The 25,895-nt window shown below is 67.5% G+C and carries 29 protein-coding genes, 1 tRNA gene and 1 riboswitch; of the genes, 20 read left to right on the forward strand and 10 right to left on the reverse strand.

Features of this window, described 5'->3' with window-relative positions; translation table 11 throughout:
• Positions 1-3 precede the first annotated feature (3 nt).
• From P9A17_RS03175 to P9A17_RS03220, 10 genes are all read left to right on the forward strand, one after another.
• Entirely contained in the window at positions 4-591 is a 588-nt protein-coding gene (locus P9A17_RS03175; protein ID WP_278037156.1) for a TetR/AcrR family transcriptional regulator, read from the forward strand.
• A 79-nt stretch (positions 592-670) separates the two neighbouring features.
• Positions 671-2,242, forward strand: coding sequence for a long-chain-fatty-acid--CoA ligase (locus P9A17_RS03180; protein WP_278037157.1), 1,572 nt, complete (start codon positions 671-673; stop codon positions 2,240-2,242).
• Between the two features lie 67 nt (positions 2,243-2,309).
• Positions 2,310-2,377, forward strand: a riboswitch (guanidine-III (ykkC-III) riboswitch).
• A gap of 10 nt (positions 2,378-2,387) precedes the next feature.
• Positions 2,388-2,702, forward strand: a complete 315-nt coding sequence (locus P9A17_RS03185) for a multidrug efflux SMR transporter (protein ID WP_278037158.1) — start codon at positions 2,388-2,390, stop codon at positions 2,700-2,702.
• Between the two features lie 2 nt (positions 2,703-2,704).
• Positions 2,705-3,052 carry an SMR family transporter gene (locus P9A17_RS03190; protein WP_278037159.1) on the forward strand — a complete coding sequence of 116 codons (348 nt, stop codon included), beginning with the start codon at positions 2,705-2,707 and terminating at the stop codon, positions 3,050-3,052.
• A 14-nt stretch (positions 3,053-3,066) separates the two neighbouring features.
• Positions 3,067-4,026 carry an o-succinylbenzoate synthase gene (locus tag P9A17_RS03195; RefSeq protein WP_278037160.1) on the forward strand — a complete coding sequence of 320 codons (960 nt, stop codon included), beginning with the start codon at positions 3,067-3,069 and terminating at the stop codon, positions 4,024-4,026.
• A 53-nt stretch (positions 4,027-4,079) separates the two neighbouring features.
• The gene (locus P9A17_RS03200) at positions 4,080-5,045 is read left to right on the forward strand and encodes a helix-turn-helix domain-containing protein (protein WP_278037161.1); all 966 of its coding nucleotides are present in this window, start codon (positions 4,080-4,082) and stop codon (positions 5,043-5,045) included.
• A 17-nt stretch (positions 5,046-5,062) separates the two neighbouring features.
• Positions 5,063-5,800: a DJ-1/PfpI family protein gene (locus P9A17_RS03205; RefSeq protein WP_278037162.1), complete on the forward strand. Its 738-nt coding sequence runs from the start codon at positions 5,063-5,065 to the stop codon at positions 5,798-5,800.
• Between the two features lie 74 nt (positions 5,801-5,874).
• Positions 5,875-6,657 carry an alpha/beta hydrolase gene (locus P9A17_RS03210; RefSeq protein ID WP_278037163.1) on the forward strand — a complete coding sequence of 261 codons (783 nt, stop codon included), beginning with the start codon at positions 5,875-5,877 and terminating at the stop codon, positions 6,655-6,657.
• Between the two features lie 2 nt (positions 6,658-6,659).
• On the forward strand, positions 6,660-8,297 hold the full coding sequence (gene menD, locus P9A17_RS03215; protein ID WP_278037164.1) for a 2-succinyl-5-enolpyruvyl-6-hydroxy-3-cyclohexene-1-carboxylic-acid synthase: 1,638 nt from the start codon (positions 6,660-6,662) through the stop codon (positions 8,295-8,297).
• On the forward strand, positions 8,294-8,827 hold the full coding sequence (locus tag P9A17_RS03220; RefSeq protein ID WP_278037165.1) for a DUF3592 domain-containing protein: 534 nt from the start codon (positions 8,294-8,296) through the stop codon (positions 8,825-8,827). Before menD ends, P9A17_RS03220 begins: the two co-directional genes overlap by 4 nt.
• Here the strand turns inward: P9A17_RS03220 and P9A17_RS03225 are convergent.
• Complete coding sequence (locus tag P9A17_RS03225) at positions 8,805-9,491, reverse strand: thioredoxin domain-containing protein (RefSeq protein ID WP_278037166.1); 687 nt, start codon at positions 9,489-9,491, stop codon at positions 8,805-8,807. The genes P9A17_RS03220 and P9A17_RS03225 overlap by 23 nt on opposite strands.
• Before the next feature lie 115 nt (positions 9,492-9,606).
• Here P9A17_RS03225 and P9A17_RS03230 point away from each other — a divergent pair, with 115 nt between their 5' ends.
• Entirely contained in the window at positions 9,607-10,734 is a 1,128-nt protein-coding gene (locus P9A17_RS03230) for a glycosyltransferase family 1 protein (RefSeq protein ID WP_278037167.1), read from the forward strand.
• Here P9A17_RS03230 and P9A17_RS03235 read toward each other — a convergent pair.
• Together P9A17_RS03235 and P9A17_RS03240 are read right to left on the reverse strand one after the other, a co-directional pair.
• Positions 10,731-10,913 (reverse strand): hypothetical protein, encoded by a 183-nt coding sequence (locus P9A17_RS03235; protein WP_278037168.1) that lies wholly within the window; start codon positions 10,911-10,913, stop codon positions 10,731-10,733. The genes P9A17_RS03230 and P9A17_RS03235 overlap by 4 nt on opposite strands.
• A 4-nt stretch (positions 10,914-10,917) precedes the next feature.
• A complete protein-coding gene (locus P9A17_RS03240; RefSeq protein ID WP_278037169.1) occupies positions 10,918-11,742 on the reverse strand; it encodes an SDR family oxidoreductase in 825 nt (274 codons plus the stop codon).
• Positions 11,743-11,833: 91 nt separating this feature from the next.
• Between P9A17_RS03240 and P9A17_RS03245 the strand changes: the two genes are divergently transcribed.
• Together P9A17_RS03245 and P9A17_RS03250 are read left to right on the forward strand one after the other, a co-directional pair.
• Positions 11,834-12,520, forward strand: a complete 687-nt coding sequence (locus P9A17_RS03245; RefSeq protein WP_278037170.1) for a demethylmenaquinone methyltransferase — start codon at positions 11,834-11,836, stop codon at positions 12,518-12,520.
• Positions 12,521-12,643: 123 nt separating this feature from the next.
• Positions 12,644-13,702 carry an alpha/beta hydrolase gene (locus P9A17_RS03250; RefSeq protein ID WP_278037171.1) on the forward strand — a complete coding sequence of 353 codons (1,059 nt, stop codon included), beginning with the start codon at positions 12,644-12,646 and terminating at the stop codon, positions 13,700-13,702.
• Positions 13,703-13,785: 83 nt separating this feature from the next.
• Here the strand turns inward: P9A17_RS03250 and P9A17_RS03255 are convergent, their stop codons facing one another.
• Positions 13,786-14,205, reverse strand: coding sequence for a GAF domain-containing protein (locus P9A17_RS03255; RefSeq protein WP_278037172.1), 420 nt, complete (start codon positions 14,203-14,205; stop codon positions 13,786-13,788).
• Between the two features lie 94 nt (positions 14,206-14,299).
• On the reverse strand, positions 14,300-15,550 hold the full coding sequence (menJ, locus tag P9A17_RS03260) for a menaquinone reductase (protein ID WP_278037173.1): 1,251 nt from the start codon (positions 15,548-15,550) through the stop codon (positions 14,300-14,302).
• A gap of 21 nt (positions 15,551-15,571) precedes the next feature.
• Here menJ and grcC1 point away from each other — a divergent pair, with 21 nt between their 5' ends.
• From grcC1 to P9A17_RS03285, 5 genes are all read left to right on the forward strand, one after another.
• Complete coding sequence (gene grcC1, locus P9A17_RS03265; RefSeq protein WP_278037174.1) at positions 15,572-16,579, forward strand: nonaprenyl/(2E,6E)-farnesyl/geranylgeranyl diphosphat synthase; 1,008 nt, start codon at positions 15,572-15,574, stop codon at positions 16,577-16,579.
• Between the two features lie 77 nt (positions 16,580-16,656).
• Positions 16,657-17,535, forward strand: coding sequence for a zinc metalloprotease HtpX (gene htpX / locus P9A17_RS03270; protein ID WP_278037175.1), 879 nt, complete (start codon positions 16,657-16,659; stop codon positions 17,533-17,535).
• A gap of 104 nt (positions 17,536-17,639) precedes the next feature.
• Positions 17,640-19,229 carry a family 16 glycosylhydrolase gene (locus P9A17_RS03275; RefSeq protein ID WP_278037176.1) on the forward strand — a complete coding sequence of 530 codons (1,590 nt, stop codon included), beginning with the start codon at positions 17,640-17,642 and terminating at the stop codon, positions 19,227-19,229.
• Positions 19,230-19,300: 71 nt separating this feature from the next.
• The gene (locus P9A17_RS03280; protein ID WP_278037177.1) at positions 19,301-19,762 is read left to right on the forward strand and encodes a hypothetical protein; all 462 of its coding nucleotides are present in this window, start codon (positions 19,301-19,303) and stop codon (positions 19,760-19,762) included.
• 36 nt (positions 19,763-19,798) lie between these two features.
• On the forward strand, positions 19,799-20,332 hold the full coding sequence (locus P9A17_RS03285) for a hypothetical protein (RefSeq protein ID WP_278037178.1): 534 nt from the start codon (positions 19,799-19,801) through the stop codon (positions 20,330-20,332).
• Here the strand turns inward: P9A17_RS03285 and P9A17_RS03290 are convergent.
• Both P9A17_RS03290 and P9A17_RS03295 read right to left on the reverse strand, forming a co-directional pair.
• A complete protein-coding gene (locus tag P9A17_RS03290) occupies positions 20,329-21,354 on the reverse strand; it encodes an NAD(P)H-dependent glycerol-3-phosphate dehydrogenase (RefSeq protein WP_278037179.1) in 1,026 nt (341 codons plus the stop codon). The genes P9A17_RS03285 and P9A17_RS03290 overlap by 4 nt on opposite strands.
• A gap of 71 nt (positions 21,355-21,425) precedes the next feature.
• Entirely contained in the window at positions 21,426-21,917 is a 492-nt protein-coding gene (locus P9A17_RS03295; RefSeq protein ID WP_278037180.1) for a YajQ family cyclic di-GMP-binding protein, read from the reverse strand.
• Between the two features lie 148 nt (positions 21,918-22,065).
• Between P9A17_RS03295 and P9A17_RS03300 the strand changes: the two genes are divergently transcribed.
• Positions 22,066-22,148 (forward strand) — tRNA-Tyr (locus P9A17_RS03300).
• A 51-nt stretch (positions 22,149-22,199) separates the two neighbouring features.
• Here P9A17_RS03300 and P9A17_RS03305 read toward each other — a convergent pair.
• Together P9A17_RS03305 and P9A17_RS03310 are read right to left on the reverse strand one after the other, a co-directional pair.
• On the reverse strand, positions 22,200-22,376 hold the full coding sequence (locus P9A17_RS03305; RefSeq protein ID WP_278037181.1) for a CsbD family protein: 177 nt from the start codon (positions 22,374-22,376) through the stop codon (positions 22,200-22,202).
• 224 nt (positions 22,377-22,600) lie between these two features.
• Entirely contained in the window at positions 22,601-23,365 is a 765-nt protein-coding gene (locus P9A17_RS03310; RefSeq protein ID WP_278037182.1) for a hypothetical protein, read from the reverse strand.
• A gap of 149 nt (positions 23,366-23,514) precedes the next feature.
• Here P9A17_RS03310 and P9A17_RS03315 point away from each other — a divergent pair, with 149 nt between their 5' ends.
• Positions 23,515-23,940: a nitroreductase family deazaflavin-dependent oxidoreductase gene (locus P9A17_RS03315; RefSeq protein WP_278037183.1), complete on the forward strand. Its 426-nt coding sequence runs from the start codon at positions 23,515-23,517 to the stop codon at positions 23,938-23,940.
• A 7-nt stretch (positions 23,941-23,947) separates the two neighbouring features.
• Here P9A17_RS03315 and P9A17_RS03320 read toward each other — a convergent pair whose 3' ends face one another.
• Positions 23,948-25,732, reverse strand: coding sequence for a PQQ-dependent sugar dehydrogenase (locus tag P9A17_RS03320; RefSeq protein ID WP_278037184.1), 1,785 nt, complete (start codon positions 25,730-25,732; stop codon positions 23,948-23,950).
• Between the last annotated feature and the right edge of the window lie 163 nt (positions 25,733-25,895).

Raw genomic sequence — 25,895 nt, forward strand, 5'->3', positions numbered from 1 at the left:
GGCATGCGACGGATCCGCAACACCGACAGCCCCGGCGAGCAGGAGTCGGCGATCCTGAAGGCTGCCGCCGAGGAGGTGTCGCTGGTCGGTGTCGGCCGACTGAGCATGGACGTCATCGCCCGGCAGGCGGGCGTCAGCCGCAGCACTCTGTACCGGAGGTTCCCCAGCCGCGACGCGTTGATCACCGAGTTGGGGCGCCAGACGTTCGAGTTCGCGATGGCGCGTCTGCAGACCGTCGCCATCGACTCGGGTCCGCAACAGGCCGCGGTCGCGGCGTTCCGTGAAGGGGTGCGGCTGCTGACCGGCGAGCCGGTGATGCGCCGCTTCCTGCAACTCGACGGCGAGTTCACCGCGACCACCGAGATGGTCGAGGAGGCGCGGCTGTTCCTCGTAAGCGCCGCGACAGCGATGGCGAAAGCGTTGCGGGCGGCCGGGGCGACGATGTCCGACGACGAGCTTCTCGCCGTTGCCGAGGTGCACATCCGGCTGGCGGCCTCCCTAGTGCAGGTCAGCACAGATGTCCTCGATGTCACCGACGACGACGCCGTCGCTCGGTACGCCACGACCTACCTCGCACCGCTCGTCCGATGAAAGGAATACCTGTGGGACACCGCTTTGGGATTGGGCAAATACGGTCAGTGCCGAGCACCGGCGTGGCACGCTTCTGACCATGGCCGATCTGCCCGAACCCCGATTCCTCGACGAACGACTCGCGCACTGGGCGGCCGCCCAGCCCGACGGCGAGGCGATGGACTACCTCGACCGGTCCTGGACGTGGTCGCAATGGAACGACCGTGTTCGCCGGCTCGCCGGCGCGCTCCAGGAGCGAGGCGTCACGCGTGGTGACGTCGTGTCGTTCCTGGACAAGAACCACCCGGCCTGCGTCGAGCTGACGTTCGCTGCCGCGTCCCTTGGTGCCGCCACGGCGATCATCAACTGCCGGCTCGCCGCCGACGAGCTCGACTATGTGCTCAACGACTCGGGCGCCAAGCTGCTCATCGTCGGCGACGAGTTCACGCCGTCGATCGACAAGATCCGCGACAAGCTCACCAACGTCGAGCACGTCATCACCGTCAAGCCCGAAGGTGACGACGAATACGAGGCGCTCCTCGAGGGGGCGTCGCCGGTGGACCGGTCCGACGACGTCGAGCCCGACGACGTCTGCATCATCATGTATTCGTCGGGGACGACCGGCCGGCCGAAGGGCGTCGAGCTCACCCAGGCGAACCTGATCGCCCACACCGTCAACGCCCACGAGGGTTTCGAGTTCGACGAGGGCGACAAGAACATGGTGGCGATGCCGCTGTTCCATGTCGGGGGATCGTCCTACGTGCAGTTCGGGATTCACGACGGCTTCCCGAGCGTCATGACGCGCGACGTGGACGGGATGACGCTCGCCGGGGCGATTCTCAAGGGGGCCAACCGAACCTTCCTGGTCCCCGCGGTACTGGCGAAGGTGCTCGACGCGGGTGAGGACGCCGTCAAGCTGTTCGGGTCGCTCAAGACGTTCGCGTACGGGGCATCCCCGATGCCGTTGCCGCTGCTGCGCGCCGCGCTGGAAGCCTGGCCGAACACCGATTTCATGCAGGCATACGGGTTGACCGAGCTGTGTGGCGTGATCAGCCACCTGCTACCGGAAGCGCACCGTGACCCGGGCAGGGAGGAAAGGCTTTCCAGCGCAGGAACTTTGGTTCCGAACGCCGAGGTTCGCGTCGTCGACCCCGACACGCTGAAGGACGTCGCCGAAGGTGAGCAGGGTGAATTGTGGTTCCGTTCAGCACAATTGATGAAGGGCTACCACAACAAGCCAGAAGCCACGGCCGAGTCGATCACCGAGGACGGCTGGTTCCGCACCGGTGACGTCGGCCGCGTCGACGACGGCGGCTACATCTTCGTCGAGGACCGGCTCAAGGACATGATCATCTCCGGCGGCGAGAACATCTACTCGATCGAGGTGGAGCGTGTGCTCGCCGAGCACGACGCCGTCGTCGAGGTCGCGGTGATCGGCGTGCCCGACGAAAAGTGGGGTGAGGTCGTCAAGGCCGTCGTCGTACTCGAGGGACCAGAAGGCGCTGTGACCGAATCCGATCTCATTTCCTTCGCACGCGAGCGGCTGGCCGCATACAAGTGCCCGAAGTCGGTCGACATCACCGATGAACTGCCCCGTAACCCCACCGGCAAGATCCTGAAGAAGGAGTTGCGCAAACCCCACTGGGACGGCCGCGACCGCGCCACCGTCTGAGTGGAGACTCCCGTCACCATCTGTGTCGGGGACATGACCTGTCTGAAACGACTGTGTAACGTGGCTGGTAAGGCACCTGATTCTGGGTGCCGGCGGACGAGGGAGCAGTACCCGCAGCGACAAGACTGACTCGTAGGAGGGTCTTGTGGCGTGGCTGATTCTCGTCATCAGCGGCTTCCTCGAAGCGGTCTGGGCGACAGCGCTCGGGATGTCGAACAACTTCCGGAAATGGCGTCCGACGGTGGCATTCGCCGTCGCACTCCCGCTCAGCATGGCCGGTCTCGCGCTGGCGATGAGGTCGCTGCCTCCCGGTACGGCGTATGCGGTGTGGGTCGGTATCGGAGCAACGTTGACGGTGCTGTGGGCGATCCTCACCAAGAAGGAAACCGCCTCGACGGCAAGGGTTTTGCTGCTGATCCTGTTGGTCGGCAGCGTCGTCGGACTGAAGGCGGTGAGCTGACCATGGCGTGGTTCGTGCTGATCGTCAGTGCTGTGCTGGAAGCGGTCTGGGCCACCGCGCTGGGAAAGACCGAGGGCTTCACGGCTCCGGTCGCCACGGTCGTGTTCGCGACGGCGCTTCTGGCCAGCCTCGCCGGGCTCGGCTGGGCGGTCAAACACATTCCCATCGGGTCGGCCTACGCGGTGTGGACGGGTCTCGGAGCCGCGCTGACCGTCGGCTACGCGATGTTCAGCGGCGTCGAGGGCGCCTCGCTGGGCAAGGGCGTGTTCCTGACCGGCATCATCGCCGCGGTCGCGGGCCTGAAACTGTTGCCGAAATCCACCGACAGTCACGCCGCCCAGACCAAGTAGCGCACGATGGACCGGTGATCCCGGACCTCACCGACCTCCTCGATCGGTTGCACGTCGTCGCCTTGCCGATGCGCGTCCGGTTCCGCGGCATCACGACGCGTGAGGTGGCGTTGATCGACGGCCCGACCGGTTGGGGTGAGTTCGGCGCGTTCGTCGAATACGAGCCGCCGGAGGCGGCGCACTGGCTGGCGTCGGCCATTGCGGCGGCCTACCGTCCGATGCCCGAGGTTCTGCGCACCCGCATCCCGATCAACGCCACCGTTCCTGCCGTCGCGGCGTCGGAGGTCGAGGACGTCCTCGCGCGGTTCCCGGGCGCGCGCACCGCGAAGGTGAAGGTCGCCGAACCGGGTCAGACGCTCGCCGACGACGTGGCGCGCGTCGACGCCGTCCGCGCCGCGGGACTGACCGCCAGGGTCGACGCCAACGGCGGCTGGAGCGTCGACGATGCGGTCGCGGCCGCCCACGCGCTGACGGCCGATGGCCCGCTCGAATACCTGGAGCAACCCTGCAAGACCGTGCCGGAGCTGGCCGAGGTGCGACGCCGCGTCGACGTCCCGGTCGCCGCCGACGAGAGCATCCGCAAGGCCGCGGATCCCTTGCACGTCGTGCGCTCCGGCGCGGCCGACATCGCGGTTCTCAAGGTCGCTCCGCTGGGTGGCGTGCAGGCGATGCTCGGCATCGCCGCACAGATCGACATTCCCGTCGTGGTGTCCAGCGCGCTGGACTCTGTGGTCGGTATCGGCGCCGGCCTGGTCGCCGCCGGCTGCCTGCCCAGACTGGACCACGCGTGCGGCCTCGGTACCGGAAGTCTGTTCGTCGAGGACGTCGCGGCGCCCGTCGTCGCCGAGGACGGCTATCTGCCTGCGCAGATGGTCGGTCCGGATCCGGCGCGTCTGGCCGCGCTCGCTGCCCCCGCGGACCGCAGGCAGTGGTGGATCGAACGTGTCCGAGCCTGCCACCCCCTCGTGTCCTGATTTGTGGGGCCCACGGCCTAGACGCCATCGCGGCGGTCGCCAACACTGAACCCATGGTGCGCACGGTGCTCATCGCCGGATTCGAGGGCGTGCAGGCTCTCGACATGGTCGGGCCGTTCGAGGTGTTCACCGGGGCCACGCTGTTCGCGACCACCCAGGGGCTCGGTGACGGTTATGCCGTCCGCGTCGTGTCCGTCGGGGGCGCCCCCGTCAGCACCGGCACCGGGCTCACGCTGGTCGCCGAACCGCTGCCCGATCCCGGCGAACCCGTCGACACCGTCGTGCTACCCGGCGGGTTCGGCACCGAGATGGCCCGCAAGGACGACGCACTGATCGACTGGATCACCGCCGTCGCATCGCGCGCCCGGCGGGTGGTCAGCGTCTGCAGCGGGGCGCTCCTCGCCGCGCAAGCCGGCCTGCTCGACGGCTGTGTGGCGACCACCCATTGGGCCTACGCACCCGCGCTAGCCGCGGCTTTCCCGTCGGTGACCGTCGACCCCGACCCGATCTTCGTGCGGAGCTCGGAGAAGGTGTGGACCGCGGCGGGGGTCACGGCGGGCATCGATCTGGCGCTGTCGCTCGTCGAGGACGATTACGGCACCGAGACCGCGCAGACCGTCGCCCGCTACCTCGTGATGTACCTGAGGCGGCCGGGTGGGCAGACCCAGTTCGCGGCACCGGTGTGGATGCCTCGCGCCCGGCGCACCCCGATCCGCGATGTCCAGGAAGCCATCGAGTCCGAACCCGGTGGCGCACACAGTGTTTCCGAGCTGGCGCGCCGCGCGTCGATGAGCCCTCGCCACTTCACCCGCGTCTTCACCGATGAGGTCGGTGAGGCGCCCGGCGCTTACGTCGAGCGGGTGCGCACCGAGGCCGCCCGCCGACAACTCGAAGAAACCGATGACACCGTCACCGTCATCGCCGTGAGGTGTGGTTTCGGTTCGTCGGAGACATTGCGCCGCAACTTCGTCCGCCGGCTCGGCATCTCGCCCGACCAGTACCGCAAGACATTCGCCTGACAACCAAGGAGATTCACATGCAGGTCGCCATCATGCTCTACCCGGGATTCACCGCACTCGACTTCATCGGCCCGTACGAAAGCCTGCGGTGGCTGCCTGACACCGAGGTCCGGTTCGTGTGGCACGAGCCGGGCCCGATCGCCGCCGACTCGCATGTGCTGCTCGTCGGCGCCACGCACTCGTTCGACGAAACCCCCACGCCTGACGTCATCTTGATCCCGGGCGGGTTCGCGACGATGGAGCATGCCCGCGACGAGTTGGTGCTCGAGTGGGTGCGGCGCGCCCACCAGACGTCGACGTGGACCACGTCGGTGTGCTCGGGATCGGTGATCCTGGCTGCCGCGGGCGTGCTCGACGGCAAGCGGGCGACGTCGCACTGGGCGGCGCTGCCGGTGCTCAAGACGCTCGGCGCGCAGCCGGTGGGCGATCAGCGGGTCGTGCAGGCCGACGCGAAGACGGTGACCGCCGCCGGGGTGTCCGCCGGGATCGACCTCGGGCTGTGGCTGGCCGGCCAGATCGCCGGCGACGCCAAGGCCAAGGCCATCCAGCTGTCGATGGAGTACGACCCGCAGCCGCCGTTCGACTCCGGCCACATGTCGAAGGCCTCGGCCAGCACCAAGGCGCTGGCCACCGCGATGATGGGCAAGGAGCTGGCCAAGCCGGCTGCCTTGGCCGCCTCGTCAGGCCTGCTGTGGGATGCCGCCCTCAAGGCGGTGCGCTCCCGTCGGTCGAAATCGGTGGCGAAAGTGCGCTGAGAGCGTCCTCGCGGGCGTGTCGGCGATCTGAGCGCACTCTCGGCGCGAACCCGGGGTGAAGTAGCGTCGTCGGGGTGAATTTGGCTCACGACGTTCGCGGTACCGGGGATCCGGTCCTCTTCATCGCAGGTCGCGGGGGTGCCGGGCGTACGTGGCACCTGCATCAGGTGCCGGTTTTCGCCCGCGCGGGCTACCGCTGTGTGACGTTCGACAACCGCGGCATCGGAGCCACCGAGACCGCCGAGGGCTTCACCACCGAGACGATGGTCGGCGACACCGCCGCGCTGATCGAGGAGCTCGGACTGGGGCCGACCCGCGTCGTCGGGGTGTCGATGGGCTCCTACATCGCGCAGGAACTCATGGTCGCCCGCCCGGACCTGGTGAAGTCCGCCGTGTTGATGGCCACCCGTGGCCGCCATGACCGCACCCGCGACTTCTTCTGGCAGGGCGAGAAGGCGCTGGCCGACTCCGGTGTCCAGCTGCCTCCCGAGTTCGACGCGAAAGTACGCCTGCTGGAAAGCTTTTCGCCGAAGACGTTGAACGACGACGCCGCGGTCCGGGACTGGATCGACATGTTCACGATGTGGCCGCAGAAGATCACGCCCGGGATGCGGACCCACCTGACGATCGCGCCGCTGGAGAACAGGCTGGCCGCTTACCAGAGTGTGACGATTCCCACGCTGGTCCTCGGGTTCGCCGACGACGTGGTGCTCCCGTCCTACCTCGGCCGCGAGGTCGCCAACGCGCTGCCCAACGGCCGGTTCCTGGAGATCCCCGACACCGGCCACCTCGGCTTCATCGAGAGGCCCGAGGTCGTCAACACCGCAATCCTCAATTTCTTCGCCGATACCCTGTAATGGTGAATCCCTCGACGGCGCAGGCCCGCGTGGTCGTCGACGAACTCGTTCGCGGTGGCGTCCGCGACGTCGTCCTGTGCCCGGGGTCCCGCAACGCCCCGCTGGCATTCGCGCTGCACGACGCCGACCGTGACGGCCGCCTGCGTCTGCACGTCCGCATCGACGAGCGCACCGCCGGCTTCCTGGCGATCGGGCTCGCGGTGGCCGAACGCGCACCGGTGTGTGTGGCGATGACGTCGGGGACCGCGGTGGCCAACCTCGGCCCGGCCGTCGTGGAAGCCAACTACGCACGCGTCCCGCTGGTCGTGCTGTCGGCCAATCGGCCCTACGAACTCCTCGGCACCGGCGCGAACCAAACGTTCGAGCAGCTCGGCTATTTCGGCACGCAGGTACGCGCAAGCATCAGCCTCGGGCTTGCCGAGGATCACGCCGACATGGAGTCGCTCAACGCACAGTGGCGCTCGGCGACCTGCCGGGTTCTGGTGGCAGCCACCGGATCTCGATCAGCGAATGCCGGTCCGGTGCAGTTCGACATCCCGCTGCGGGAGCCCCTGATCCCCGGAACCGACACCGACGCAGGCACGTACGCGCCGCAGGGACGCCCCGACGGCAGGCCATGGACGTACACGCCGCCGGTGACGTTCGACCAGCCGCTCGACATCGATCTGACCCCCGACACGGTCGTCATCGCCGGACACGGCGCGGGTGAGCATCCGAACCTGGCGCACCTGCCGACCGTCGCCGAGCCCACCGCCCCCAATGCCGCGACACCTCTGCATCCGTTGGCGCTGAGGCTGATTCGGCCCAAGCAGGTCATCATGCTCGGCCGTCCCACCCTGCACCGTCCCGTCTCGTCGCTCCTGGCGGACCCGACGGTCCCTGTCCTGGCGCTGACCACGGGTCCGCGTTGGCCCGACGTGTCCGGTAACTCGCAGGCGACGGGCACCCGGGCTGTCACGTCGGGAGCGCCCAGCCAGGAGTGGCTGCACCGTTGCGCCGAAGCGAACAGGCACGCCGTCGACGCGGTTCGCGGTCAGCTCGCCGCGCATCCGCTGACGACAGGTCTGCACGTCGCGGCCGCCGTCGCCGACGCCGTCGGGCCTGGCGATCAGCTCGTTCTCGGGGCCTCGAATCCCGTCCGCGACATGGCACTCGTCGGGTTCAACAGCGACGGCGTCAAGGTGCGGTCCAATCGCGGCGTCGCGGGAATCGACGGAACGGTGTCGACGGCCATCGGCGCCGCGCTCGCCCATGAGCGCGCCACCAGCGGTCGCACCGTCGCGCTGATCGGCGATCTCACGTTCGTGCACGACAGCTCGGGTCTGCTGGTGGGGCCGACGGAGCCGACGCCGCGCAAGCTCACGATCGTGGTCTCCAACGACAATGGCGGCGGCATCTTCGAGCTGCTGGAGCAGGGCGACCCGCGGTTCTCCGATGTGTCCTCACGCATCTTCGGGACGCCCCACGACGTCGACGTCGGGGCGCTGTGCCGCGCCTATCACGTCGAGAGCCGCCAGATCGAGGCCGGCGAGCTCGCCGCGTCGCTCGACGAAGATTTCGACGGCATGCGGGTGCTGGAGGTCAAGGCGGACAGGTCGTCGCTGCGGGCATTGCACGCCGCCATCAAGGCGGCCCTGTGATACAGCGCTTGAAAGCGTTGTGGCTCAAAGCGGCTCCGGTCGTCATCCCGCATCTGTACGGCGAGCCGGGGGAATCGGCCAGCGCCAGGGTGTTTCGGCGCATCCGGATCGGCATCGTCGCGCTCGCGTGTCTGGTCACGCTGCAGTCGGTACTTCTGGTGGCCGGCGCGTGGCGCAACGATCAGCAGATCGAAAGTCATCTGGGGGTGGCCGACGCCACCGTGCTCGATGCAGGACCCCGGCGCTCCACCATCGAGTTCGTCACCCCGGACCGCATCACGTACCGGCCCGAGCTCGGTGTGCTCTACCCGTCGGAGCTCGAGAACGGGATGCGCATCTACGTCGAATACGACACGACGAACCCGAATCTGGTTCGGGTGCAGCATCGCAACGCCGCGCTCGCGATCGTGCCCGCCGGATCCATCGCGGTTGTCGGCTGGCTGATCGCCGCAGCAGCGTTGGCGGGCACCGCCGTGCTCGAGAAGCGCAGGCAACGCCGCGAGCCGGTCACGACGTCACAAGGTCACTGAGCCAGTTCTCGTCGAAGATGTCGAGCTTCTCCCCGGCGTCGAGGTCGTACACGGTGGGGGTGCCGGTGTCGATCGGGTCGACGTCGTAGAGCAGCCCGAAGTTGGTGTCCTCCATGTCGATGACGTCGACAGCCTCTTTGTCGTCGCCGACGTTGTTGGCGACGAGGTCGGGCAGCCCTGCGGTGGTCGCCATGCCGCTGAGTTCTTCGGCGGAGAACGGGACGCCGCCGTAATCCTGGTTGAACCAGAGCTCCTCGACGAAGCGCTGGAACTGCGTACCCGTCGCCGCGGAGTTGTCGATCGCCTCGGTGGCCAGGAACATGGCGTTGGCGACGGTCGCCGAATACCCGTCGTCCTCTTCGTCGAGGAACGTCAGCGGCCTGTAGGTGACCTGCAGCGCCCCCACGGTGATGTTGTAGGCGAGGTCGTCGCCGTAGTCGCGTTGCAGGTCACTGCAGTGGCTGCACTGCGGTTCGGTGAAGATCTCGATCTTGGCGGGGGCGTCGTCGAAGCCGGCGACGATGCCGAACCCGTCCTCGGTGACCGCCAGCGGCACCGTGTCCGAGGAGATCACCGGAACACCCGTGACCTGCGAGGAACAGCCTGCGGCGGGCACGAGCAGCGCGAGCGCCGAGATCACGAGCAGCGGGCGAATCAGACGCATGTCCTTATCCAAGCACGTTGTCGGGGGCGACCCGTGGGTTGCGACGCACCCGCAATTCGTGCGACATATCCCTGCGCGCAACCTCTGCGACAGGTCGCGATGTCACCGTCGAGGCATGCGCGTTGCCATCGTCGCAGAGTCGTTCCTCCCGAATGTCAACGGCGTCACCAACTCGGTGCTTCGGGTCATCGAGCATCTGCGCCGCACGGGCCATGAGGTTCTCGTCATCGCCCCGGACACCCCGCGCGGTGAGCCGCCCGCCGACAAGGTGCACGACGGCGTGCGGGTTCACCGGGTGCCGTCGGCCATGTTCCCGAAGGTCACGTCGTTGCCGCTCGGCATCCCACACCCGAGGATCGTGCGCGTGCTTCGGGGTTTCAACCCCGACGTCGTGCATCTTGCGTCTCCCGCGCTGCTCGGCTGGGGAGGTGTGCACGCGGCCCGTTATCTCGGCATCCCGACGGTGGCCGTGTTCCAGACCGACGTGGCCGGATTTGCCCAGAGCTACGGCATCGGCGTGATGTCGCGCGCGTCCTGGGCCTGGACGCGGCGCCTGCACAGCAAGGCCGACCGAACCTTGGCGCCGTCCACATCGGCGATGGAAAACCTTGCCGCACATTGCATCCCGCGAGTGCACAAGTGGGCGCGCGGTGTCGACGTGACGGGCTTCGCGCCGTCGGCGCGTGACGACCGGCTGCGGCAGTCCTGGTCGCCCGACGGCAAGCCGGTCATCGGCTTCGTCGGCAGGCTGGCACCCGAGAAGCATGTCGAACGCCTGGCGCCGCTGCACGCCCGCGACGACGTGCAGGTCGTCATCGTCGGCGACGGCGTCGACAAGGACAAGCTCGAATCTGCTTTCCCCCGAGCCATTTTCACCGGGGCGCTGTACGGGGAGGAGCTCGCCGCCGCGTACGCGAGCATGGATGTGTTCGTACATGCCGGTGAGCATGAGACCTTCTGCCAGGCTGTGCAGGAAGCGATGGCGTCCGGTCTGCCGGTCGTCGCCCCTGACGCGGGCGGGCCGCGCGACCTCGTCGCGCCGTACCGCACCGGGCTGCTGCTGCCGGTCGCCGAGTTCGAGGACCGGCTCTCGGAATCTGTCGACCATCTCGTCGCCGAGCGCCGCCGCTACTCGCTGGCCGCGCGCAAGAGTGTGCTCGGCCGCACGTGGCCGATGATCTGCGACGAGCTGATCGGCCACTACGAGGCCGTCATGGGCGGTCGCGCGTTGCGCGCCGCCTAGTTGTAATCGCGCAGCGTCATCACGAATCCGACGCCGGCCGCGACGGCAGCGGCGATGTAGATCGTCGCCGACACCCATGTCACGGTGATGACGGCGGCCGCCCAACAGGACAGGAACGCGGCGGCCGACAGCAGCGCCCCGTAGAACGGGGTGCGCATCGGATGGTCGCCGCGGGCCATGCGGTCAGCCCTGGGCTTCCACGGCGACGGGCTGCCACTGCTCCCAATTGGCCAGGCGTCCCTCGTAATCGGCCTTCGCCAGCTGCAGTGGCAGTTCACCGAAGAAGACGCGCAGCGGGGGCTCCGAGGCGTCGACGACCTTCAGCAGCGCCCTGGCCGAGGCCTGCGGATCGCCTGGCTTGGCGGTGCGTTCGGCCCGCCATTTCTCGTTCTTGACACGCAACTCGTCGTAGGCGCCGAGCTGCTGGGTGTGCTTGGACGACGGGCCGGCCCAGTCGGTGGAGAAACCGCCCGGCTCGATCAGCGTGACGTGGATGCCGAAATCGGCGACCTCTTGCGCGAGCGACTGCGACAGACCTTCCAGCGCCCACTTGGATGCGTGATACATGCTCAGGTTCGGGAACGCGACGATGCCGCCGATGGACGACACCGCGATGATGTGGCCGCTGCCCTGGGCCCGCAGGAAGGGCAGCGCCGCCTGGGTGACCCACAGCGCGCCGAACACGTTGGTCTCGATCTGCGCACGCGCTTCGTCCTCGGAGAGTTCTTCGAGCATGCCGAACTGCCCGTAGCCGGCGTTGTTGACGACGATGTCGAGGCGGCCGAAGTGGTCGTGAGCCTGCTTCACGGCGGCGAAGTCGGCGTCGCGGTCGGTCACGTCGAGCTGCAGCGGCAGCAGCGCGTCGCCGAACTTGGTGGCCAGGTCGTCGAGGGTGGACAGGTCGCGGGCGGTGGCGGCGACCTTGTCGCCGCGCTCGAGCGCCGCGATCGTCCATTCGCGGCCGAAGCCGCGCGAGGCGCCGGTGATGAACCACACTTTTTCCGTCATGCCCGGTTAATGCCCAGGGGGCGGCTTTTGATTCCCGGTCCCACCGATCGCACAGCCGACTCGCAGCGTCCTTGCTGATACGTTCGGCTGCGTGAACCGCGCGTCGCTGGAGAAGGACCCCCGTGAGGTGGCGTCGATGTTCGACGGCGTCGCGCGGCGCTACGACCTGACGAACACCGTGCTGTCGATGGGGCAGGACCGGTTCTGGCGGCGTGCGACGCGGGAGGCGCTGCGGTTGAGCGCGGCGGACAAGGTGCTCGACCTGGCGGCCGGCACGGCAGTGTCGACGGTGGAGCTGGCGACCTCGGGCGCCTGGTGTGTGGCGGCGGACTTCTCGGTGGGCATGCTGGCCGCGGGCGCCGCGCGCAACGTGCCGAAGGTGGCCGGGGACGCGACGCGGCTGCCGTTCGCCGACGATTCCTTCGATGCGGTGACGATCAGTTTCGGTTTGCGCAATGTCGTCGACCATTCCGCGGGACTGCGCGAGATGGCGCGGGTGACGCGCCCGGGTGGACGCCTGGTGGTGTGCGAGTTCTCGACGCCGACGTTCGGGCCGTTCGCCACGGTGTACAAGGAGTACCTGATGCGGGCACTGCCGGCGATGGCGTCGGCGGTGTCGTCGAATCCCGAGGCGTACGTGTATCTGGCGGAGTCGATCAGGGCCTGGCCCGATCAGGCCGATCTGGCCAGGCGCATCGAGGCGGCCGGCTGGTCGAATGTGCGCTGGCGCAACCTGTCCGGTGGCATCGTCGCGTTGCACGCCGCCACGAAACCCTGAGTAACCCTGCACCGCGAGCGCGCGTGTCTGCACGCCGCCGCGCCGCAATTCTTGGCATTCCGCGCGCGTTCGCGCCCCGCGAAAGCGCTCCTCCCGCACATCCGTCAGCGCTACCGTCACGTCATGCCCAATGGTCGCCACGCTGATCCCGACGCCACCCTCCGCTCGGACCCGCGCGCCGATCCGCGCATGGTCGAAGCCTTCGCCCGCTTCGGGCTCGACGGACGCCTCCCGCCGATCGGCCTGTCCGTCGACGCCCCGCTGGAAGAGCGGCGCGCGTTCGCGACGATGAGCGAGGAGGGCATGGACGCGGTCTTCGGCGTTCTCGCCGGGGAACTGCCGGTGCCCGATGGTGTGTCCACCACCACGCGCACGATCACGGGCGCGGACGGCAACGACATCACCGTCTACATCAGCCGTCCCGTCGACGCCTCAGGTCCGCTGCCCGGCGTCGTGCATCTGCATGGCGGCGGAATGGCGATCATCAGTGCCGCCGACATCGCCTACATCCGGCTGCGTGAGCACCTCGCGGCGACGGGCGTCGTGGTCGTCGGGGTCGAATTCCGTAACTCTGGAGGCAAATTGGGTCCGCACCCCTATCCGGCGGGGCTCAACGACTGCGCGTCGGCCACGCGGTGGGTCTATGCACACCGTGACGAACTCGGCATCAGTCACATCGTCGTCTCCGGTGAATCTGGGGGTGGGAATCTCACGCTCACGTTGTCGCACAAGGCCAAACGCGAAGGCTGGATCGGTGAGATCGCCGGTTTCTACGCCCAGTGCCCGTATATCTCCAACCGATGGCTGGACACCTGTGAGGACCTGCCGTCACTGGAGGAGAACGACGGCTATTTCGTCAGCCGCGAACAGCTGGCGCTGCTCGGTTCGCTGTACGACCCCGACGGGGAACACTCGCAGGACCCGACGTGCTGGGCGGCGGTGGCCTCGGACGACGATCTGAAAGGCATGCCGCCGCATGTCATTTCGGTCAATGAGCTCGACCCGCTGCGCGACGAGGGGCTGCAGTACTACCGCAGACTGGTTCGGCTCGGCGTCCCGGCGGTCGGCCGCGTGGTCGCCGGCACGTGCCATGGCGGAGATCTGTTGTTCGGCAACGCGATGCCCGACGTGTTCGCCGCAAGCCTGCGCGACGTCAGCGGGTTCGCGAAGTCCCTCGGTTAGGATTTCGCACCGCGAGCGCGCGTGTCTGCACGCCGACTCGCCGCAATTTTTGGCATTTCGCGCGCGTTCGCTGCAGCCGAAGGTCAATCGCGTTCCCACAGCCGCAGGGACTGCTCGCCCACCTGCGCGTCGTGGATCTGCTGAAAGTTGCGTCCGCCCCGTCCGAATGTCGCGATAACTGCTGCGGGACAAATGGATTCGACAATTGGTGAATCCTGCCAGCGACACGGTCGGACATGGACGAGGTCGACGCTGACGCCGCCGTCGTCGTAGAAGTAGGACCCGTCGATTCGGCCAAGCCAATACAGACCGTCGACGTCGCGCGTCCAGACGAACGATCCGTTGACCACCTCGGCGAACCGCTCGACGCGGCGTTCCATCTGCGCGCCGTGTCCGCATTCGCCAAACCCGCACAGCCCCAACGACAGCGCGCGGTCCACGGTCAGTTGGGGGTCGATGTCGTCGCAGCGGGACCGCAGGGGCGCCCTGTACACGAACGTCACGCCGGCGCCTCGGTGAGCGCGCGCTGAGGCACAGCAATTGCGGCGGGTCGCCGGACAGACACGCGCGCTCGCGGTGCGACGGGGCCGACGAACGTCATGTGAACGGGCGGCGCTCGTCGATCCGGCGCGACAGCCTGCCCGCGCCGCGCCACACCCGGGCCACCAGATCCTCGTCCTCCTCGGTCACGAAGTTGCCCATCACGCGCACCGCGATCTTCATCAACAACGCCGACCGCATCGCCACCGGACCCGTCGCCGGCAGAAACCGCGGGAACGTCAGCAGCAGTGCCAGCCGTCGCGCCACAGAGAATCCCTGCGCGTAGTGAGAGTGCAGCACCGCGGGCCATGCGTCGGTGTACGGCCCGGACCCCAGGAGCGACACCGCCAGCCGACCCGTCTCCAACCCGTAGTCGATACCTTCACCGTTCAACGGGTTGACGCAGGCCGCGGCGTCGCCGATCAGCATCCAGTTGGGCCCGGCCACCCCGGAGACGGCCCCGCCCATCGGCAGCAGCGCCGACAGCCCGGCCCGCGGTTCGCCGGAGAATCCCCACTCTGAGCGGCGCAGATCGGTGTAGTAGTTCATCAGCGGGCGCAGCGCGGCCTCGGCCGGACGCTTCGAGGTGGCCAGCGCGCCGACACCGATGTTCACCTCGCCGTTGCCGAGCGGGAAGATCCAGCCGTACCCCGGCAGCACCTCACCGGCCGGTGACCGGAGCTCCAGATGCGACGTGATCCACGGCTCGCTGGCCCGCGGCGTTGCGATGTAGCCGCGGATCGCCACGCCGTAGACGGTCTCTTTATGCCACTCGCGTCCCAGCGCCCGACCGAGCGTCGAGCGGGCCCCGTCGGCGACGATCAGCGACGAACACCGCACCACCTCGCCGGAATCCAAGACCACCGCGGTCACTCGCCCGCGTGAATCCCGTTCCACGGAAACAGCTTTGACGCCGAGCTTCATCTTCGCCCCGTCGTCGACGGCGACCAGGCGGATGCGTTCGTCGAGTTCGGTGCGCGGGACGGCGCTGCTGAACGACGGGAACGACGGGCCCGGCCAGGCCACCTCGACGTCAGAACCGAACCCCGACATCCGCAGGCCCCGGTGCGCGATCCGGCCGTCCAGCCACGACTCGAGTCCGAGCCGCCGCAACTCGGCGACCGCGCGGGGCGTCAGCCCGTCTCCGCACGCCTTGTCTCGCGGAAACTGCGCCGAATCGATCACCAGGACGTCGTGGCCGGCTCTGGCGGCCCACGCTGCGGCCGACGAGCCCGCAGGTCCTGCGCCGATCACGACGACGTCAGCGCTCGACGATCCCCGCAACGCTCCGCCCGCCGCTGAGTCCATGTCTCACAGTATGTTGGCTATGTGAGGACACCGGCGAACGTGGTGGCGGGAGTGGACTTCGGCGATGCCCAATTCGCCCAAGATGTCCGCGATGGGGTTGCCCGCATCGAGGCCCTGATGTCCGATGAGCTGGGCAAGGCCGACGTCCTGATGTCGGAGGCTGTCCACCACCTTTTTCAGGCGGGCGGCAAGCGGTTCCGTCCGCTGTTCACCGTGTTGGCGGCCCAGGTGGGGCCCGAGCCGGACGCATGGCAGGTCACGGTCGCCGGCGCGGTTATCGAGCTGGTCCACCTGGCAACGCTGTACCACGACGACGTCATGGACGAAGCGCAGGTCCGTCGTGGTGCGCCCAGCGCCAACGCCCGTTGGAGCAACAACATTGCGATCCTCGCGGGCGATTACCTCTTCGCGACGGCTTCGCGGTTGACGAGCCGGCTGGGACCCGATGCCGTGCGGATCATCGCCGATACGTTCGCGCTGTTGGTCACCGGCCAGATGCGCGAGACGCGCGGCGCTGCCGACCAGGTGGATTCCGTCGACCACTACCTGAAGGTCGTCTACGAGAAGACGGCCTGCCTGATCGCGGCGTCCGGGCGTTTCGGCGCGACGTTCTCAGGGGCCGATGAGGCGCAGATCGAGCGGCTGGCCCGGCTCGGCGGCATCGTGGGCACCGCGTTCCAGATCTCGGACGACATCATCGACATCGACAGCGACCCCGACGAGTCGGGCAAGGTGCCGGGCACGGACCTCCGCGAGGGTGTTTTCACGCTGCCGGTGTTGTACGCGCTGCGCGAAACCGGACCGGGCGCCGACCGCCTGCGCGAACTTCTCAAAGGCCCCGTCACCGACGAGGCCGATCTGGCCGAGGCACTGACGCTGCTACGCGCGTCCGAAGGCATCAAGAAGGCCAAAGAGACCGTGATCGCGTACGCCAAGGAGGCCGAGCAGGAGCTCGCTGCGCTTCCCGACGTCCCGGGTCGCCAGGCGCTGGCCAGTCTGATCGACTACACCATCAATCGGGACGGTTGATCGCGCTGGAACCCGCAGGGGTCACTCGGTCGTTGCCTTTGCGATAACTGACGCAGGTTTCAGGAGGAGGACCCACGATGACTTGGCATCCGCACGCCAACAGGGCGAAGACCTTCCTGTTGTTGGTGCTGTTCTCAGGTCTCATCGTCGGGGTCGGCGCGATGTTCGGGCGCAACATCATGTTCCTGGCGGTGCTGTTCGCGCTGGGCATGAACGCCTACGTGTACTTCAACAGCGACAAGCTGGCGTTGCGCGCGATGCACGCCCAGCCGGTGAACGAGATGCAGGCGCCGCTGATGTACAAGATCGTGCGCGAACTCGCCACGACGGCGCGCCAGCCGATGCCCCGGCTCTACATCAGTGACACGGCCGCCCCGAACGCGTTCGCGACGGGCCGCAACCCGCGCAACGCCGCGGTGTGCTGCACGACGGGAATCCTGCAGCTGCTCAACGAGCGCGAACTGCGCGCGGTGCTGGGCCACGAGCTGTCGCACGTGTACAACCGCGACATCCTGATCTCGTGCGTGGCCGGTGCGATGGCAACCGTGATCACCGCCTTGGCCAACCTCGCGTTCTTCGCCAGCATGTTCGGCGGCAACCGTGACGGCGGTACGAATCCGCTTGCGATTCTTCTGGTTTCGCTGCTCGGGCCGATCGCGGCGACGGTCATCCGGCTGGCGGTGTCCCGGTCGCGCGAGTACCAGGCTGACCAGTCCGGTGCCGAGCTGACGGGTGATCCGCTGGCTTTGGCCAGTGCGCTGCGCAAGATCAGCTCCGGGGTGGAACGAGCCCCGCTGCCGCCCGAGCCGCAACTGGCCGACCAGGCGCACCTGATGATCGCCAACCCGTTCCGCGCCGGGGAGAAGATGGGCAAGCTGTTCTCCACGCACCCGCCGATGGCCGACCGGATCGCCCGGTTGGAGGCCATGGCCGGCCGCGGGCCGGGCCAGTACTGAGCAAATCCGGCTGCCAACAGCGGCTACGGAGCAGGCACTTTCGGCCTGTCCGGCCTGCGATAGGTGACTGCGCGCGAAACGAAGTCGGCGCTTAGTGTTTTTCTATGACGTCCAGCAATTCCTCACTGGTCCAGGGCATTTCGATCCCCCGAGTGGCGACCGCGGTGGCATTCACCGGAGGCGCGACAGCCTGTTTTTTCATCGCCGGAGCGACCGCCACCGCGTCGGCCGATGCCGGGTCGGACTCGGACGCGAGCGAATCGGCACAGTCATCCGCTAATGGCAACGATGACACCTCGGATTCGAAGGCGTCAGACGATACCGCTGACGACAACGATGCACAGGACGCCGATGACGAGGACGTCGAGGCGACTGCAGCAACCGCCGAGGACGAGACGGAGGTCGAGGACGCCGACGCCTCCGAGGATGCCTCGCTGACGGATGCGGACGAGGACACCGCACCCGCCGAACGTGCCGTCACACGAAAGAAGTGGGATCGGACCGAGGCGGTCGACGACGAGGACGCCGAGGTCGAAGCGTCGCCCTCCACAGAGGACCTCCCGTCGCCCGAGGCCGACGAGTCTGCGGTCGGCGAAACGACGACCAGTAACGACGATGCCGACGAGCCAGCTACCTTCGCGGCGCTGGCCCGTGCCGCGTCCGACGCGGAGAGTCCGTCGTTCTTCACGTGGATCCAGCGGACCTTCTTCAACAAGACCCCGACGGTGTCCCAGGAGCCCGACGACGTCGTGGTTCAGTCCGACGGCAGTGTCACCGGCGTGATCCTGGCCGACGATGCCGACGGTGATGTGCTCACCTACACCGCGAAAGCCGTCGCTGCAGGCGCCACCGTGACGATCGCCGACAACGGCTCGTTTGTGTATCGCCCTGCCGCGGGTTCCGTGTTCGACGGCGGCGACCTGTTTTCGGTGGAGGTCAGCGACGACGCCGACGTGAACGGCTGGCGCATCCACGGGTTGATGGGGCTGTTCGTTCCGGGCTTCGGTTCGACGGCGACGACGACGGTCGAACTCGGGGCGGCGACCGCCGCCGGTCGCTACGGCTGGGGCACCCCGAGGGAGACCCGTTTCAGCGGGCCGTCGTCACTCGACGGCTGGGTCGTCTACGACTCGGTGGGGCACAACGGATGGGGCAGGCGCACCCCGCGCGCGCTCTCGTTCGTCGATGGTGCGCTTGTGATCACCGGCGACCCGTTCGGTAACACCGGCGGGCTGACGTGGGGTGGCGGTCAGAAGTACGGGGCGTGGGAGGTGCGGATGCGGGTGCCCGAGGGCGCCGAGGACTACCACGCGGTCGCGCTGCTGTGGCCGGACGCCGAGAACTGGCCGGTCGGCGGTGAGGTCGACTTCGTCGAGGTGGTCGCCGACGGGACCCGCCAGCATGTCAGCCATCACCTGCACTACTCGGCGCTGGACCTCACCGAGGCCGGCGTGACGAAGGTCGATGCCACCGAGTGGCACAACTACGCGGTCAGCTGGACGCCTTCGGCGATCACCATCTATGTCGACGGCGTGCCGGTGTGGAAGACGACGGACACGTCGCACTTCCCGCCGGGCCCGATGCACCTCGCGATCCAGCTCGACGCGTCGGAGAAACATCCGCCGAACCTGGCCGGAGGGGCGCAGATGGCCGTCGCCTGGGCCCGCCAGTACTCGCTGAGCCAGATCAGCTGAGCGCTGACGCAGCCGTCAGACTTTCGGCCCGGGACCTGCACAGACGATCGCACCCGTTTAGGGTCTGTTCCGTGCTGAGCAGAATGATCATTGTGTCGGCCGCCGCTGCGGCAGCTGTCTTCGGCGCGACCGGCGTCGCGACCGCCCAGCCCGCGCCCAACGTCAATGCGATGACGATGGCGAACCCGAAGGACTACGCCGCCAACGACGGCAACTGGTACGCCTTCAGCGCCCTCGACGGCGTGACGTGCGTGATGGACCGGGCATCGGGCAGCTACGGCTGCAGCGGCCCGCTGCCCGCGGCGCCGAACGGCGCCAACATGGTCAGCGGAAACGCGGGCGGCGGTGTCGGATTCGCGAACTCGGCCCAGCCGATGTACGGCGCCATCGAGAACGCGCCCGCCCTCCCGCCGAACAGCCGGCTGAGCTTCAAGACCGTCAGCTGTGGCAACGACGGCTTCGTGACGTTGTGCATCAACACCTTCAACCAGTCCGGGTTCGTCATCAGCCCGGCCGGTTCGTACGCGTTCTGAAACACTGCCGACCGTTCTGACGACACTTAGGCTGTGATGGTGTCGAGCCGATCTGTCGTTGCTGCCGTGTGCGTCGCCGCGGCCGGAGTTTTCAGCGCGCCGGGGCTGGCTGCCGCGCAACCGGCGCCTCCGCCACCGCCGCCCCCACCACCGAACGTCAACGCCTACGCGCTGGCCAACCCGGCTGACTTCGCCGTCTACCAGGGCTCGGCATACGCCTTCTCGACCGCGGGGCTGACCTGCATGGTGCAGCGCTCGGGCCCGTACGGCTGCAGCGGTCTTCTTCCCGGCGCCCCCAACGGCGCCAACCTGGTCAGCGGCCGCTCCGGAACCGTGCCGGGCTTCGGGACGGCACGGCAACCGATCGTCACCGAGCCGGTCAACGCGCTGACCCCGAATACCCGGATCAGCTTCGGCACCGTCAGCTGCGGCGGCGACGGCGTCACCACCGCGTGCGTCGACGGCATGAACCAGTCGGGCTTCGTCATCACCCCGGGCGCCACCTGGGTGGTCAATCCGGTGAACCCGCTCGTCGCGCGGCCCGAGGGAACGAACCCCTACTTCAACTAGAAGCCCGAGCCGTGCACCTCGTGGCCGGGATTCTCGACCATGAGGCCGCGGTAGGCCTGCTCGACAGTCGAGCCGTGGTTCACCACACCGTCCACCTCACGGGCGACCGGCATCGAGATGCCGTACTTGTCGGCGAACTCCATGACGACGCTGGCGGCTTTCACACCTTCGGCGACCTGGTTCATCGCGGCGATGATCTCCTCGACGGTCTTGCCCTGGCCGAGCTGCTCGCCGACGTGCCGGTTGCGGCTGCGCTGCGAAGTGCACGTGACGATGAGATCGCCCATGCCGGCCAGGCCCGCGAAGGTGTCGCGGTTGCCGCCCATCGCGACGCCCAGCTTCGACATCTCGTTGACGGCGCGAGCCATCACCATGGCGCGGGTGTTCTCACCGATGCCCAGCGCGAAGCCCATGCCGACGGCGATCGCGTAGACGTTCTTCAGCGCACCCGCCATCTCCACACCGACGACGTCGTCGGTGGTGTAGGTGCGAAAACGCTTGGTCCGGAACAGGTTTGCGAGGTTGGCGGCCAGTAGCTGGTCGGGCATCGCGAGGACGGCGGCCGCGGCGTATCCGTCGGCGACCTCGCGGGCGATGTTGGGTCCGGCCAGGATTCCGGCCGGATGGCCGGGCAGGATCTCGTCGACGATCTGGCTCATCCGATAGTTGGTGCCCTGCTCGAGGCCCTTCACCAGCGACACCACCGGCACCCACGGCCGCAGCTGCGTGGCGAGTTCGGTGAGCACACCGCGGAAGCCGTGCGAGGGCACGCCCATGACGATGACGTCGGCGCACTCGGCGGCTTCGGTGAAGTCGGTGGTGGCCTTCAGCGTTTCCGCCAGCTCGACGTCGTCGCCGAGGTACTTCGAGTTGCGGTGGTTGTTGTTGATGTCGTCGGCGGTCTCCTGCGACCGCACCCACTGCAGCGTCGGGCCCCGCCTGGCGCAGATGGAGGCGACGGTGGTTCCCCACGAGCCGCCGCCGAGAACAACAACTTTGGGTTCACGTTGCGCAGGTGCCATGTCGACCACCCTAGGGCGGGGGAGACGCGTCGAGGGCGGGTTTGCTCAGACGCCGCGCCCGGCGTCGCGAATCAGCGGTAGTTGACGAACTGCAGCGCGATGTCGAGGTCGGCCCCACGCAGCAGCGCCTGCACGGCCTGGAGGTCGTCGCGCTTCTTGGAGCTGACGCGGATCTCTTCGCCCTGGATCTGCGCCTTGACGCCCTTGGGGCCTTCGTCGCGGATGATCTTGGTGACCTTCTTGGCGTCCTCGCTGGAGATGCCCTGCTTGATGCTGCCGATCACCTTGTAGGTCTTGCCGGACGGCTGCGGGTCGCCGGCGTCGAAGGCCTTCATCGAGATGTCGCGGCGGATGAGCTTTTCCTTGAAGACGTCGACGGCAGCCTTGACGCGCTCCTCGGTGGAGGAGATGAGGATGATGCCTTCCTCGCCCTGCCACTCGATGGTGGTGTCGGTGCCGCGGAAGTCGAACCGGGTCGACAGCTCCTTGGCGGCCTGGTTGAGTGCGTTGTCGACCTCTTGGCGGTCGACCTTGCTGACGACGTCGAACGATGAATCCGCCATTGGACCCGTCCCTCCCTCGTGGATTGTTGCTTGGGTCCATCTTGGTCGCACGCGGTCGGGACGGCCAAACCACCCTGGCGATTTGTATTGGGGGACCGTCCTCGTTGTATCCTGCTGTGCGCGCTGTGCGATGCACATGCAGCATCCCGGCAGGTTGCCCGAGCGGCCAATGGGAGCGGACTGTAAATCCGTCGGCTAACGCCTACACAGGTTCGAATCCTGTACCTGCCACACGAATCAGGCCCCCTTTCGAGGGGGCCTGATGCGTTGGAGCCGGCGGACTCAGTTGCCCTTGAGGGCGTCCTTGACCTTCTCGCCGGCATCCTTGAGGCTTGACTTCGCCTGATCGAGCTTGCCTTCGTTCTTGGTGCTGTCATCGCCGGTGGCCCTGCCGAGTCCCTCTTTGGCCTTGCCTGCGAGGTCGTCGATCTTGTTGCTTGCCTTGTCTCCTGCGCCCATGGTGTGGCTCCTTCTCTGAGCTTTGGCGATCCGGACTCAGGGTTGAGCCCGCAGGGCTACCGGTTACCTTTTGCGCCAGGAATCGAAACAACTTGTCGGTGGCGTGTTGTAAAACGAAGAGGGCGGAGCCCCCGTCGCATCACGCTGGTTGCTCAACGGTCATGCGGTGGGGGCTCCGCTCCACTGGACATGCCCGTTGGGTGCACGCCCGAAACGACCCCCCGTCATTCGGTGGGGACGGGGGACAGCGGCTGGCCCTCCTCGGCGGCCCACACCGTGTCGATACAGAACTTGTTGCCGATCGGAACCTCCGCCGGCGGCGAGAAGTGCTGCCAGTAGGCGTGCTCACTGAGCAGACCCACCGTGCCGAGTCTGACCTCCTCCTCCACTCCGGGGACGCGGACGGTGACGGATCCGTCTTCGACGTCCATCTCGAAGCGGTACGTGCCGTTCACCGCCAGCGGTGGATTGAATGTGCCGCGGGCAACGGGCTGGGGAGTGGCACTGTCCCTGAACCTGCGGACCTCCCACGTAGTCGGCGACGCCGTGAGTTGTACCTGGTTCTGGTCCAGGCTGCCGTCGGCGGCGATGCCCATGATCAGGGTCTCGTCGCCGCCCTCCCCGACTCTCGTCCAGCGCCCTTCGGCGCCGATCCGACGAACGGTGCCGCGAAGGATCTGCACCGCGTAGGTGTTGCTGTCGTCGGATGACACATAGTGTCCGTCGCGAATCAAAGCACCCCTCGAAACCGGGGCGAGGGGTTTGCCGGCCGGGGCCGCCTGCAGCTCCCAGTCCTCGTCGAGTCCCTGGTCGGTGTCCGGGCGTTCGAAATCGTCGACGAACGATGCTCCGGCAGCCAGGGGCGGAGGCGGTGGAGCGACGGGAGGTGGTGGTGTGTAACGAGATTCGTATGGCGGCGGCTCATGGGCGCAGCCGCTGAGCACCGTCATCAGCACCGCGGCAGCAAGAAGCCGCTTCTTCCCCTCCATGCAGGCAGAGTCTAGTCACCTTTTCCTTTGCGCAGGCTGATTGTGCCAATACAGTCTGTCGCGACCTCGAGCTTTCCGGCGACCGCCGCGGTCAGGTAGCTGAACACCGGTCGGGAATAGGCATACGGCTTCTGGAGGTAGTAACGGTCATGGACAAAGCAGCGTTCGACGAGATGAACCGCGGAGTGGTCGGCGAGTTCCGCGCCAACGGGGGAAAGGCGGGCGGCATCTTCGAAGGCAAGTTGCTCGTGCTCGTTCACCACACCGGCGCCAAGTCCGGCATCGAGCGCATCGCGCCGCTGGTCGCCCTGGAAGACGATGGGCGCACCTACATTTTCGCCAGCAAGGGCGGCGCGGATACCCATCCCGACTGGTACCACAACATCGTCGCCAACCCCGGCATCACCGTTGAGATCGGCACCGAGACCTATCCGGCGACGGCGCGAATCCTCTCCGGCGCCGAGCGCGACGAGATCTACGCCAAGCAGGTCGCCGTCGAGCCGCAGTTCGGCGAATACCAGGCCAAGACCGAGCGTGTCATCCCCGTTGTCGAATTGGTCAGGGCGGCAGGCTGACTCGACGTCAGACGTCGATGTCGCCCAGCTCGATGCGAACGAGCGAACCCGGCTGGTAGAGCAGCTGATAGAGCGCGCCGTCGGGGCCCTCGGACAGGACGACGGTCGCTCCGGCCTCGGGATCGAAGGTTTGCACGTCGGTGCATGCCGAGTAGTTCGGGGTGCACGTCAGCACGTTGATCCAGCCCTTGACCAGGTCGGCGATGAACACCCTGCCCTGGTGGACGGTCACCGATGTGATGGCGGCTCCGCCGTCGCGAGCGTAGGTGAAGATCGGGTCCACCTTGCCCGCGCAGCTGCTGGTGCAGAGGCCCTCCGAGCTCGGCCAGCCGTAGTTGCCGCCGGCGACTACCTTGTTGACCTCTTCGAACGCCGCGTTGCCCACGTCGGCGACCAGTAGCTCGCCGGTCGGGGTGAACGTCAACCGAAACGGGTTGCGCAGGCCGTAGGCGTAGATCGCGGTGCGCGAACCGTTGATCAGCGGGTTGTCGGTCGGGACGCTGCCGTCGGTGTTGAGTCGCAGGATCTTTCCGTGGATGTTGTCGGTCAGGTCCTGGGCGTTGCTGCCCGTGGCGTTGTCGCCGACGCCCCAGTACAGCTTGCCGTCGGGCCCGAAATCGAGGGCGCCGCCGTGGTGGTTGGGCGCGGCCGTCATGTTCGACTCGATCAGAACCCGGTCGAACGTTGCGGTGTTGCCGTTGACGACGAAGCGCGACAACGTATTTCGGGTCGTCGCGGCAGCGACGTAGGCGACGTAGATACGGCCGTTGGTTTCGAAAGCCGGGTCGACGGCCAGGCCGGCGATGCCACGTTCGACTTCCGTCCGCACCGACAGCGTGATGAGCGGATCGGTGCGCAGCACCCCGTCCTCGACGACGCGGATCGCGCCGGCCTTCTCGGCGAAGAGGATTCGTCCGTCGGGCAGGAACTTGAAGTCGACCGGCGAGCTCAGTCCCTCGACGACCGTCGCGCGCTCGTGCCCGATGAACACTGTCTTGGTGTCCCGGTGGCCGCTGCTGCCGAGCAGGCCGAAGGTGAACAGATTGAGCAGTCCGGCGGCCCCGTGGATGTGGAAGCCGTCGCGGGCGTCGCTGATGGTCACCTGGAAACTGTCGGTTCCGGCGTAGTCCTCGCCAGGTGTGTAGACGAAGGTGCCGTCGGAGCCGATGGCGACGGATCCGTGCTCGGGCCGGGTCGCGGTGTAGGTCAGGCGGGTCGAGTCGGGGTCTTCGGGGTGAAGGTTTCCGACGACGTTGCCCTCGATGACGGCGTACTCGGCCGGGTTGGGGTCGATGGTGGGCGTCTTGTTGTTGAACAGCTTCTCGAAGAAGCTCGGCTCCTCGGCTTCGGCGTCGGCTTCGACCGCGGCGAGCGCCTGAACAGGCTCAGGGTCTTCCTCGACCGCAGGTGCCGCGTCGTCGTCAGCTGACTCGGTATCATCGGATTCCGTTCCGGTGGAATCGGATTCGTCCGCGTCGGAATCGCCGGCTTCCTCCGAGGAATCGTCGGCCGACGTGGACTCGGATTCCGATTCGCTCTTCGACGACGGGCTGGCCGTCGACGCTTTTGTCGCCCGGGTCGACGTGTCGGACGACGAATCCGAACTTGACGACGAATCCGAACTTGACGACGCGCTGCTCGAGTCGGACGCCTCCGCCGACGCGACGGCCGTTCCTGTCAGCATCGCGGCGCCCACCCCCAGGGCGAATGCCAGGCCGCCGACACGTCCGACGTAGCGGGCGTATCCGCTCGACGTCCGGTCAGTCCTTGCGATGGCCGGTGTTCCCCCCATGTCGCCTCCTTGCGATCAATGCCAACGGCTAGGGGCAAACTCTAGGCCCCGGGGTTTGCCGAGCCAAGAGTTTTCCCAGGAAAGGTCAGCATTCCGTAATGGCTGAGCGTCGGCTGCCGGCTACTGCCGCAAAGTTTCTCGGAGGACGTTCGGATAGCTGTGC

This window comes from Mycobacterium sp. 236(2023), from assembly GCF_029623955.1.
Taxonomy (GTDB): Bacteria; Actinomycetota; Actinomycetes; order Mycobacteriales; family Mycobacteriaceae; genus Mycobacterium.

Coding starts and splice junctions, on each gene's coding strand:
- P9A17_RS03310 (WP_278037182.1), bottom strand. CDS start 23,365: ATGGAGGGGAAGAAGCGGCTTCTTGCTGCCGCGGTGCTGATGACGGTG.
- P9A17_RS03230 (WP_278037167.1), top strand. CDS start 9,607: ATGCGCGTTGCCATCGTCGCAGAGTCGTTCCTCCCGAATGTCAACGGC.
- P9A17_RS03275 (WP_278037176.1), top strand. CDS start 17,640: ATGACGTCCAGCAATTCCTCACTGGTCCAGGGCATTTCGATCCCCCGA.
- P9A17_RS03175 (WP_278037156.1), top strand. CDS start 4: ATGCGACGGATCCGCAACACCGACAGCCCCGGCGAGCAGGAGTCGGCG.
- P9A17_RS03285 (WP_278037178.1), top strand. CDS start 19,799: ATGGTGTCGAGCCGATCTGTCGTTGCTGCCGTGTGCGTCGCCGCGGCC.
- P9A17_RS03320 (WP_278037184.1), bottom strand. CDS start 25,732: ATGGGGGGAACACCGGCCATCGCAAGGACTGACCGGACGTCGAGCGGA.
- menJ (WP_278037173.1), bottom strand. CDS start 15,550: ATGGACTCAGCGGCGGGCGGAGCGTTGCGGGGATCGTCGAGCGCTGAC.
- P9A17_RS03180 (WP_278037157.1), top strand. CDS start 671: ATGGCCGATCTGCCCGAACCCCGATTCCTCGACGAACGACTCGCGCAC.
- P9A17_RS03205 (WP_278037162.1), top strand. CDS start 5,063: ATGCAGGTCGCCATCATGCTCTACCCGGGATTCACCGCACTCGACTTC.
- P9A17_RS03225 (WP_278037166.1), bottom strand. CDS start 9,491: ATGCGTCTGATTCGCCCGCTGCTCGTGATCTCGGCGCTCGCGCTGCTC.
- P9A17_RS03240 (WP_278037169.1), bottom strand. CDS start 11,742: ATGACGGAAAAAGTGTGGTTCATCACCGGCGCCTCGCGCGGCTTCGGC.
- P9A17_RS03295 (WP_278037180.1), bottom strand. CDS start 21,917: ATGGCGGATTCATCGTTCGACGTCGTCAGCAAGGTCGACCGCCAAGAG.
- P9A17_RS03200 (WP_278037161.1), top strand. CDS start 4,080: ATGGTGCGCACGGTGCTCATCGCCGGATTCGAGGGCGTGCAGGCTCTC.
- P9A17_RS03290 (WP_278037179.1), bottom strand. CDS start 21,354: ATGGCACCTGCGCAACGTGAACCCAAAGTTGTTGTTCTCGGCGGCGGC.
- P9A17_RS03190 (WP_278037159.1), top strand. CDS start 2,705: ATGGCGTGGTTCGTGCTGATCGTCAGTGCTGTGCTGGAAGCGGTCTGG.
- P9A17_RS03235 (WP_278037168.1), bottom strand. CDS start 10,913: ATGGCCCGCGGCGACCATCCGATGCGCACCCCGTTCTACGGGGCGCTG.
- P9A17_RS03250 (WP_278037171.1), top strand. CDS start 12,644: ATGCCCAATGGTCGCCACGCTGATCCCGACGCCACCCTCCGCTCGGAC.
- htpX (WP_278037175.1), top strand. CDS start 16,657: ATGACTTGGCATCCGCACGCCAACAGGGCGAAGACCTTCCTGTTGTTG.
- P9A17_RS03315 (WP_278037183.1), top strand. CDS start 23,515: ATGGACAAAGCAGCGTTCGACGAGATGAACCGCGGAGTGGTCGGCGAG.
- P9A17_RS03305 (WP_278037181.1), bottom strand. CDS start 22,376: ATGGGCGCAGGAGACAAGGCAAGCAACAAGATCGACGACCTCGCAGGC.